The sequence below is a fragment of the Fructilactobacillus sanfranciscensis DSM 20451 genome (assembly GCF_001436035.1).
GTDB classification, from domain to species: domain Bacteria; phylum Bacillota; class Bacilli; order Lactobacillales; family Lactobacillaceae; genus Fructilactobacillus; species Fructilactobacillus sanfranciscensis.
This window is the reverse complement of sequence record NZ_AYYM01000033.1, coordinates 1-7,171: the sequence shown is the minus strand read 5'-3', so window position 1 is coordinate 7,171 and position 7,171 is coordinate 1. Positions and strand designations below refer to the sequence as shown.

Sequence of the window (7,171 nt, the reverse complement as noted above, 5' to 3'; positions counted from 1 at the left end):
GGCTTATATCATTGATTTAGCAGATAAATTAGAAAAATAGTGAGGTTTATAAATGAATATTAAGATTCTTGTTGCATTTCACAAAGATGCACCTATGCCAAAAGATAAAAATTTGTATATGCCTATATTAGTGGGTGCTGACAAAAATTTTAATGGTCAAAAGGGATTTCAACTTGATAATGAAGGAATTAACATCTCAAGTAAAAGGTGCTGTTGAACAACTTAAAAAAGTTAATGCAAAGATTCTTGGGTCTGTTATGAACCGTGTAAATGCCAAAAAATCTGCTGGTTATGGTGGATATTATGGAGTTGATGACAAATGATAGATATTCACTGTCATATTTTGCCCGGTGTTGATGATGGTTCGCCAGATATGGAAACATCTTTGAAATTAGCTGAAGTAGCAGAAAAAGAAGGGATTACTGCAGCTTTATTGACTCCTCATCATATGGACGGAGAATATGTCAACCATAAGAATGATGTAGAAAAAGAGGTAGCTGAGTTCCAAAAACAAATTAATGATCATGGTATTAATTTCAAAGTCTTTCCTGGGCAAGAAGTTCATATTACTGGAGAATTACTTTATGAAATTGATGACGGAGATATATTATTTGCTGATCCTTATAATCGTTATCTTATGTTAGAGTTACCTCATACCGGTGTTCCTGAATACACAGAAAATATGTTATTTGAATTAATTGCTCGTGGGATTACACCAGTTATCGTACATCCTGAAAGAAATCATGGATTTCAAGATGACCATGATTTGTTGTATTCTTTTGTTGAACAAGGAGCTGCAACACAATTAACTGCAAGTAGTTATTTAGGAGTATTTGGAAAAGAAGTAGAAAAATTTACTGAAGAAATTATTAAAGCCAATTTAGGCACTACTTTTGCTTCAGATGCACATAATTTTAAAGGTAGACGTTACAGAATGGGCGATGCTTACAATAAATTAAAAAAACAGTTTGGCATTAAAATGGTGGCTCGTTATGAATACAATGCAAAAGCTATTTTAAATGGTGACGATATCGAGCAAGGTACAATTATGCCTATTAAGAAAAAAAAGAAATTTTTAGGTTTGTTTTAATTAACATTAAAATAATATTTAGTATGTATTTTTTTGATGATTTTATCTAATATAACTAAGGATAGGTAGTACGACATCAATTAAACCGTGATCTCTAATTTGTGCAACAGCTAAGCTCCGTTTTTTTGGGTTAAACAACATTTCAATTTGTGGTTGATAATCTTTAAATAGCAAGTAGAGAAATAGCAAGCTTATAACAAGTGCGACAATTTTAAAAACTTTTAACTTATTAATTTTCATACATAATTCCTTATCGTTTTTAAAATAAGTATATAACAAAAAAGACATAACCAAAATGGTTATGTCTTTTAAGCTAGCAGCTAATTATTTACTTGCTTTTTCGTTAGCTTCAATTTTAATTGTGTCATTCTTGTGATCAAGAACAGCTTTAATATTCTTAATTTCTTGGTGATCCAAGTAGAACATAGCAATCTTATCACGTAATTGTTGTTCAATTACACGACGGAGTGGACGAGCACCCATTGCTTCATCGTAACCTTGTTCCATCAACCAGTTTTTAACTTCATCGCTGATTTCAAGTTTCATGTCTTTTCTTGCTAAGGTGTCGTTCAAGTTATCAATCATAAGATCAACAATCTTGCTTAAGTCTTCCTTAGTTAAGTGACTGAATTCAACAATAGCGTTGAAACGGTTTAAGAATTCTGGTCTGAAGTATGGAGCTAAACGATCCATAATCTTCATATCTTCTTTTTGGTTCTTAGTGATTGCATCACTACTGAATCCGGCATTTGAAGTTGCAATGATAACTGTGTTCTTAAAGTTAACCACGTTACCTTGACCATCAGTTAAACGACCGTCATCAATTACTTGAAGTAATAGGGTAATAACTTGTGGGTTAGCTTTTTCAATTTCATCAAGTAAGACGATTGAGTAAGGATTTCTTCTTACACGTTCAGTAAGGGTATTACCGTTATCGTTGTAACCAACGTAACCAGCAGTAGCACCAATCATCTTTGAAACAGCAGTTTCATCTTGGTATTCTGACATATCAAGACGGATAATTGAATCTTCATCGTTAAACATGTCTTTTGCTAATTGTTTAACTAATTCAGTTTTACCAACACCAGTAGGTCCAACGAATAAGAATGAACCGATTGGCCGGTTACCGTCATCAAAACCAGCACGGTTACGACGAATGGCATCAACTACAGCGTCAACAGCTTCATCTTGACCGATGATGTGTGATTTCAAACGACTGTCCATACTCTTCAAACGTTCCATATCGTCAGTACTCATTTGTGATACTGGAATTCCAGTTAAACGTTCTACTGAATCTGCAATATCAGAAGGTTTAGCAACTGGTGTTTCAGTGTCATCAGTTTCACTCTTAAGTTTCTTTTCGATTTCAGCAATCTTAGCTTTATCTTTAGCAGCTTCTTCGAATTTTTCAGCTTTAGCGTGTGCAGCTTTTTGGGCTTTAGCAGCTTTAAGTTCTTTTTCAAGACTAACCTTGTCAGTAACAGGGTTCTTAGCAGCTAAATGAGCAGCTGTCATATCGATAAGATCAATTGCTTTATCAGGTAATGATCTTTGAGGAATGTATTGTTCTGAGTATTCAATTGCAGCTTTCAAAACATCATCTGGTAATTTAACTTGATGATGATCTTCGTATGATTTACGAATTCCTTTTAAGATTTCAAAAGTAGTGTCTTTGCTAGGAGCGTTAACTACAACATCATTGAAACGACGTGCTAAAGCAGCATCTTTCATAATTGTGTTACGGTATTCGTCTTGAGTAGTAGCACCAATTACAGATATTTCACCACGTGAAAGAGCTGGCTTCAAGATATCTGATAAACCTTTACCACCAGTTTCGTCACCTGAAGCACCTGCTCCAACGATTTGGTGAATTTCATCAAAGAATAAGATAACGTTCTTACGTTCTTTAACTTCTTCAACTAATTTTTGGATGTTTTCTTCGTAAGCACCACGGTATTGAGTACCGGCTTCTAATGAAGAAAGATCGATTGAAATAACTTGTTTGTCTTTAATTGTTGCAGGAACATCTCCCTTAACAATTTTTTGAGCTAAACCTTCAACGATAGCAGTTTTACCAACACCGGCATCACCAACTAAGATTGGGTTATTTTTAATTCGACGACTTAAAATTTCAGCCGTTTCTTGAATTTCTTTATCACGACCAATAACTGGATCAAGAAAACCTTGTTTAGCTTCATCAGTTAAGTTACGGCCAATTTTATCAAGGTAACTTTCTGCCTTTTGTTGTTGTTTTGCTTGAGTAGGGGTAGCACCGTTATGACTACCAATTTGACCAGGAATTTGACCTGTTCTACGCATTTCTGCGACTTGTTCAGGAGTTAGTACGTGTCCATTAACAGAGTAACGAGCATTTGCGTCATTTCCCATGTTGTTAAATAAACTATTGAAAATGTCATCCATTCCGCTTCCGCCAAATGGGTCGTTTCCAAAACCGTTGTTTGCCATTGTATAATCCTTCTTCCAAGTTATATTAGGGCACCTATAATTAGCACCCTGATTAGATAAAGTTGTTTTCAACTTCGTACTTATATTATAAAACGGCTGAGTAATGAAGGTTAGTTATTTGCTCAATTTTAGTCAAAAATGGTCAAAAATTAAGATTTAATTAATCAGATCTAAATTTAATTTAAAAGCGATACAATAGAAAAAATATTTAAAATTACGCTATTGTTTGTTAAAATGTAAATATTGTCTAATTACAGTTTTATAAAAATTGTCTAATTATCGTTTTAAAGAGGAGCCCAAACTATGGAAGAGAGTCGTATTCAAAGAAGTCAATTTGAAAATAAACCCAAGAATCATAAAAAAAGAAATATTATTTTATCAGTGATTGCAGTGCTTATTTTAATTTTATTAGGATTTGGAGCTTATAAGTTTGCCTCAATTAAAGGTGCTGTTGATAGTGCTTATAAAGATTCTGGAATAACTAAGGAACGTAATACTTCTAAGTTATTGAGCCAGAAGAAACCAATCTCAATTCTATTGATGGGAACTGATACTGGTGAATTGGGACGTGACTATAAGGGAAGAACTGATTCAATGATGGTAATTACAATCAATCCAAAAACTAAGAAAACACTAATTACTAGTATTCCTCGTGACACAGCCGTTAACATTCCTGGATTTGCTGATGAAGGGGTTAACAAAATTAATTCCGCTTATGCTTACGGTAGTTCCAAAACTTCAATTGAGACTGTGCAAAAAATGTTGAACATTCCAATTGATTTCTATGCTGTTCTTAACATGCATGGATTGGAACAAATTATTAATCAAATTGGTGGCGTTAACATCAAACCACTTTTAACTTTTGATTATGAAGGTTATCACTTCACTAAGGGAGTTACTACTCATATGAACGGTAAAAAAGCTCTTGCTTATACTCGAATGAGATACGATGATTCTGAAAATGATTATGGTCGTCAAAAACGTCAACGCCAAGTACTTGAAGCAGTTGCTAAAGATAGTGGTTCCGTTGAAGCTCTATTGAATCCTGGATTTATTAATTCGCTATCTAAATCAACTCAAACTGATATGACTTTTGGTGATTTAACTTCAATCACTAAAGGATATCTTGGAGCTCGTGATAACATGGATAATTCATACATCCAAGGACAAACTGGTAAAGAAATTAATGATTCAGTTATGCAAGTAACACCAGAATCAGAATTACAAAACACTACTAATCAAATCAGAAACAATTTAGGACTACCAGAAGCTGAGACTGGTGACATTGCGGTCAACAACTAGGGATAGGAGTGTGAATAAGGTTTGAAATATACTGATTTACAGTACTTTGAGTTTAAAATAAACATGTTTTTAAATAATAATATAATGATGACCTTTATCAGCTTATCTATTATTTTTATGGTTGGATTTTTCTTCTATCTAGATTTCAATCAAAATGGAAACAATTTTCTGCCCTTTAAGTTTAAGTCTTTATCAATTTTAGATATTGTTTTTTTAGTTATTCCAATTCTATTTTGCTTCAGTTTGATTTTTGTAAAACACATAGTTATTCAAGCTGACCCTCCACAGGCAGTTGTTGAAAGTAAAAAAGTTAAAATTACCAAAAATATGAAAGTCCTAAGTGTTGACAAGGTAAATGGTAAAGCTTTTGTATCTGCTGACAATAAAAAAAAAGCATAAACATAGAATTACAGTAAATGTTTATAATGAAGGATCAGAGAAGAATAAAACATTGAGATATAATCCAAAAGGGAAAAATTTACATCGGAAAAATATCATAACTATAAAATCTCCTACTTATGATTGGAAGTATAAAAACTATGAGAATGACGAGGGTTCAAAAAAACAATTTCATCTTTTAAACAGTGGAAAAGTAAATTGCTATGTTAAATTATCAAATTAATTATTGAAAGGATGTTTAATTATTTTAAAATTAAATAAAATTAAAAATAATCAACAAGAAATTGGCAAAGAACTATTTTTACTTTCATTCGTTATATTTATAATTAGTAGCAATTTAAGATTAACGATGTTTCCAGTACAATATCAAATGTTTGTTAATGTTTGCGTCGGTTTAGAATATATTAGTATTTTTATGTGTATTATAAAAATTATTTTTTTCAATGATTCTTCGACAAAACAGCTTTTGATTTTATTGTTTATCGGGATTTTGCTAGCTATTTCTGCCAAAGAAGCACGTTCACACGATGTTTTGAATGCATATGTTTTCATTTGTGGTTCTCGTAATATTGGTCTTAAAAGCATTTTCAAAACAAGCTTTTGGACAATGCTTTCAATCTTGGTTATCACAATATTTTCATCAAAATTTGGAATTTTATTCAATTTAGCTTATTTTAGAAATGGCGTTTTTAGATATTCTCTGGGAGAGAGTTATCCAACGGTGCTATCTTCTATCGTGTTTTTCATTTGTACCTCTTTTGTTTGTTGGCATATTAAAAATACAAGCAAAAAGTTTATAGCGATTACGTGTTTATCTGTTTTAGCAGTGGGCTTCTTCTTATATATATTGACTAACACAAGAAATGATTTGTTTTGTTCAATTATTCTTTCAGTAGCTGTTTGCTGGAGATATTATGAAAAACTACTAAAAAATTCAATTTTTAAGGCTACAATTGTTATGATGCCTACGTTAATCAGTTTATGGACAATTTTATCTGCCTACTGTTATAAACCTACTAGTAAAGTTTGGTATATTTTAAATGACATATTTAGTAATCGACTAATGTATGTTTCAGTTGCAAGTCACCGTTTTCCTTTAAAAATTTTTGGTCAGTATATTGCTCAGCAGGGTAATGGATCAACCTTAAAACAAGTTACTAATTATTTCTTTATTGATTCTTCATTTTCTAGGGTCCTTTTTATGAATGGATTGTTTTCGTTTGTTTTGTTATATTTAGCATTACAATTATCTTTTATTTTAATTATTAAACAAAACAAAACATTTTATGCTGCTTTACTAATTATTTTTGTTGTTACTATGATTGAAGGAACATTTTCAACAATGTTCATCATCATAGGATTTAATGCGACTTTGTTTATGACAAAAGTTTTAATAAATCAAAATAAAGGGATTCAGGATGTTGGATAAAGTTAGTTTGTTTTTTAACAGTATAGTATGATGTTAAAAAACAAACTTTTTGTTTCTATGAGGATAATTAATTAAAATGGCAAAAGTTAATAACGAATCTACAGTAAAAGGTGAAAAAATGAAAATTAAAATATTAGTTGCAACTCATAAGGACAACCCAATGCCTTCTGATAGTGATTTATATTTACCAATTTTGGTTGGTGCAAATAAGAACTACAATGGTGAAATTGGATTTGAACTTGATAATCATGGAGATAACATTTCTGATAAAAATCCTAATTATAATGAGTTGACAGCTATTTACTGGGCTTGGAAAAACCTAAATAATGTTGATGCTGTTGGACTAGTTCATTATAGAAGATTATTTAGCTTGGGTTTTAAAAGAGATTTGAATATTGTTCTCACAAAAAAACAAGTAGAAAAGTTGTTGGAAAAAGCTCCAGTTATCTTGCCAAAAAAACGCAATTATTACATTGAAACAATTA

General features: G+C 31.6%; 9 protein-coding genes. 7 read left to right on the top strand and 2 right to left on the bottom strand.

The genetic code is table 11. The features are described from left to right. Positions 1 to 52 precede the first annotated feature (52 nt). The 3 genes from FD36_RS07010 to FD36_RS05945 are packed head-to-tail and all read left to right on the top strand — an operon-like array spanning position 53 to position 1,090. The gene (locus tag FD36_RS07010; RefSeq protein ID WP_082610642.1) at positions 53 to 217 is read left to right on the top strand and encodes a DUF4422 domain-containing protein; all 165 of its coding nucleotides are present in this window, start codon (positions 53 to 55) and stop codon (positions 215 to 217) included. Further along, positions 180 to 323, top strand: a complete 144-nt coding sequence (locus FD36_RS06710; protein ID WP_180993837.1) for a hypothetical protein — start codon at positions 180 to 182, stop codon at positions 321 to 323. The genes FD36_RS07010 and FD36_RS06710 overlap by 38 nt, the downstream gene beginning before the upstream one ends. Beyond that, positions 320 to 1,090 carry a tyrosine-protein phosphatase gene (locus FD36_RS05945; RefSeq protein ID WP_056958760.1) on the top strand — a complete coding sequence of 257 codons (771 nt, stop codon included), beginning with the start codon at positions 320 to 322 and terminating at the stop codon, positions 1,088 to 1,090. The genes FD36_RS06710 and FD36_RS05945 overlap by 4 nt, the downstream gene beginning before the upstream one ends. 42 nt (positions 1,091 to 1,132) lie before the next feature. On the opposite strand, the gene FD36_RS05940 is transcribed toward FD36_RS05945, so the two are convergent. Together FD36_RS05940 and FD36_RS05935 are read right to left on the bottom strand one after the other, a co-directional pair. Continuing rightward, positions 1,133 to 1,330: a hypothetical protein gene (locus FD36_RS05940; protein ID WP_056958758.1), complete on the bottom strand. Its 198-nt coding sequence runs from the start codon at positions 1,328 to 1,330 to the stop codon at positions 1,133 to 1,135. Positions 1,331 to 1,414: 84 nt separating this feature from the next. Continuing rightward, positions 1,415 to 3,556 carry an ATP-dependent Clp protease ATP-binding subunit gene (locus FD36_RS05935; RefSeq protein WP_056958756.1) on the bottom strand — a complete coding sequence of 714 codons (2,142 nt, stop codon included), beginning with the start codon at positions 3,554 to 3,556 and terminating at the stop codon, positions 1,415 to 1,417. Between the two features lie 303 nt (positions 3,557 to 3,859). Between FD36_RS05935 and FD36_RS05930 the strand changes: the two genes are divergently transcribed. From FD36_RS05930 to FD36_RS05910, 4 genes are all read left to right on the top strand, one after another. Next, positions 3,860 to 4,858 carry an LCP family glycopolymer transferase gene (locus tag FD36_RS05930; protein WP_056958754.1) on the top strand — a complete coding sequence of 333 codons (999 nt, stop codon included), beginning with the start codon at positions 3,860 to 3,862 and terminating at the stop codon, positions 4,856 to 4,858. A 21-nt stretch (positions 4,859 to 4,879) separates the two neighbouring features. After that, a complete protein-coding gene (locus FD36_RS05925) occupies positions 4,880 to 5,257 on the top strand; it encodes a hypothetical protein (protein WP_056958752.1) in 378 nt (125 codons plus the stop codon). Between the two features lie 226 nt (positions 5,258 to 5,483). After that, entirely contained in the window at positions 5,484 to 6,686 is a 1,203-nt protein-coding gene (locus FD36_RS05915) for a hypothetical protein (RefSeq protein WP_056958747.1), read from the top strand. A 118-nt stretch (positions 6,687 to 6,804) separates the two neighbouring features. After that, a partial coding sequence (locus FD36_RS05910) for a DUF4422 domain-containing protein (protein WP_235803518.1) occupies positions 6,805 to 7,171 on the top strand: 367 nt, incomplete at its 3' end.